Annotated in this window: 2 protein-coding genes; one reads left to right on the forward strand and one right to left on the reverse strand. The window is 75.8% G+C overall.

The annotated features are described in order from the left end of the window. Window positions 1-1,146: bifunctional phosphopantothenoylcysteine decarboxylase/phosphopantothenate--cysteine ligase CoaBC (coaBC, locus tag Q0112_RS19400; RefSeq protein ID WP_297977748.1), on the reverse strand; the 1,146-nt coding region annotated here is incomplete at its 3' end. A gap of 154 nt (window positions 1,147-1,300) precedes the next feature. Between coaBC and Q0112_RS19405 the strand changes: the two genes are divergently transcribed. Further along, window positions 1,301-2,562 (forward strand): homoserine dehydrogenase (locus Q0112_RS19405; protein ID WP_297977749.1); only part of this gene is annotated, 1,262 nt, incomplete at its 3' end.

The following is a 2,562-nucleotide window of genomic DNA, read 5'->3' on the forward strand; positions in this document are numbered from 1 at the left end:
GGCCTTGGACATGCGCGGCCAGGGCTCGGTGCCCGTCGCGGTGACGAGGACGACGGCGTTCTCGGTCCCGCCCATGATGCCGGTCGCGGGCGAGACGTCGTTGGCGACGATCCAGTCGGCGCCCTTGCGCTTGCGCTTGGCGGTCGCGTTCGCCACCAGGTCGTCGGTCTCGGCGGCGAAGCCGACGACGAGGCCGGGGCGGTCGGGGCGGGCGGCGATGGTCCCGAGGATGTCGGGGTTCTCGGCGAGCGCGAGCGCGGGCGGCCGGCCGGAGGCGTCCTTCTTCACCTTCGAGCCGCTCGCCGTGGTGACGTGCCAGTCGGCGACCGCGGCGGCGAAGACGGCGGCGTCGGCGGGCAGCGCCGCCTCGGCGGCGGCGAGCATCTCGCGCGCGGTCTCGACCTCGACGACGGTGGCGCCGCGCGGGCGCGGGGCCTCGGCCGGGCCGGTGACGAAGGTGACGCGGGCGCCGCGGCGGGCGAGCGCCTCGGCGATCGCGCTGCCCTGCCGGCCGGAGGAGCGGTTGGCGATGTAGCGCACCGGGTCGATCGGCTCGTGGGTCGGGCCGGAGGTGACGAGGACGTGCCGGCCGGTCAGCGGCCCGGCGCCGAGCGCGGCCTCGATGGCGGCGAGGATCTCGGGCGGCTCGGCCATGCGGCCGAAGCCGAACTCGCCGCAGGCCATCTCGCCCTCGTTCGGGCCGACGGCGAGCGCGCCGTCGGCGAGGACGGCGGCGAGGTTGCGGCGGGTCGCCGGATGCTCCCACATGCGCACGTTCATCGCCGGGGCGAGGAGGACGCGCTTGTCGGTGGCGAGGAGCAGCGTCGAGGCGAGGTCGTTGGCATTGCCGTGGGCGAGCCGGGCGACGAGGTCGGCCGTCGCCGGGGCGACGACGACGAGGTCGGCGGCGCGGGAGAGCTCGATGTGGCCCATCTCCGCCTCGGCGGTCAGGTCGAAGAGCCGCTCGTGCACCCGTGTCCCGGCGAGGGCGGAGACGGTGAGGGGGGTGACGAACTCGGCGCCCGCCGCGGTCAGCACGGGCGTGACGCTCGCGCCGGCCCTGGCGAGGAGGCGGATGAGCTCGAGGCTCTTGTAGGCGGCGATGCCGCCGCCGATGACGAGAAGGATCCGGCGGCCGGCGAGCATGGGGTCCCTGTCCGTTTGGGCGCGCGGGCGACTCTATGTGCCGCGGGGCGGGGGCGCAAGGCGAGCCACTTGCCCGGTGCGCCGGCAGGGCATAGGAGGGGCGCGGCCCCCCGCCTGACCTCGGCCTGACCTCGGCCCGACCTCGGAGACATCCATGCCTGAACCGCTGCGTATCGGCCTCGCCGGCCTCGGGACCGTCGGCGCGGGGGTGGTGAAGATGCTGCAGGTGCATGCCGGCACCATCGCCGCCCGGGCCGGGCGGCCGGTCGAGATCGCCGCGGTCTCCGCCCGCTCGCGGCACCGCGACCGCGGGGTGGATCTCTCCGGCTACGGCTGGGAGGACGATCCGGTGGCGCTGGCGCGGCGCGGGGACGTCGATCTCGTCGTCGAGGTGATGGGCGGCGAGGACGGGCCGGCCAGGGCGACGGCGCTGGCCGCGATCGGCGCCGGCAAGCATCTCGTGACCGCCAACAAGGCGATGCTGGCCCGGCACGGGCAGGCGCTCGCCGAGGCGGCCGAGGCCGCGGGCGTCGCGCTGCGCTTCGAGGCGGCGGTGGCGGGCGGGATCCCGGTCGTCAAGGCGCTGGCCGAGGGGCTGGCGGGGAACCGGATCACCCGGCTGATGGGGGTCCTGAACGGGACCTGCAACTACATCCTGACGCGGATGGAGGCGGAGGACGCGCCCTATGCCCAGGTGCTCGAGGCGGCGCAGCGGCTCGGCTACGCCGAGGCGGACCCGTCCTTCGACGTGGGCGGGATCGACGCGGCGCAGAAGCTGGCGCTGCTGGCGGCGATCGCCTTCGGGACGCAGGTCGATTTCGGCGGGATCGCGGTCGAGGGGATCGAGCGGGTCAGCCTCGCCGACATCGAGCATGCGGCCGAGCTCGGCTACCGCATCCGCCTGCTCGGGGTCGCGCGGATGACCGGGGCGGGGCTCGAGGCGCGGATGCAGCCCTGCCTGGTTCCGGCGGGCTCGCCCTTCGGGCAGCTCGCGGGCGTCACCAACATGGTGGTGATCGAGGGCGACTTCGTCGGGCGCATCGTGCTGAGCGGGCCGGGCGCCGGCGAGGGGCCGACGGCCTCGGCGATCGTCGGCGACGTGATCGACGTCGCGCGCGGGCTCGTCATCCCGCCGTTCGGGCAACCGGCGGCCGAGCTCGCCGCGGCGGCGCGGGCCGGCGACGGGGCGGCGGCGGCCTACTACCTGCGCTTCCTGCTCGCCGATGCGCCGGGGGTGCTCGCCAAGGTGGCGGCCGAGCTCGGGGCGGCGGGGATCTCGATCAACCGGATGCGGCAGGTCGAGCACGAGAGCGAGGAGGCGCCGGTGCTGATCGTGACCCACAATGCGGAGCGGGCGGCGCTCGATGCCGCCCTCGCGGCCATCGCGCGGCTCGACGTCTGCCGGGCGGAGCCGGT

Source organism: uncultured Amaricoccus sp. (genome assembly GCF_937858865.1).
Taxonomy (GTDB): domain Bacteria; phylum Pseudomonadota; class Alphaproteobacteria; order Rhodobacterales; family Rhodobacteraceae; genus Amaricoccus.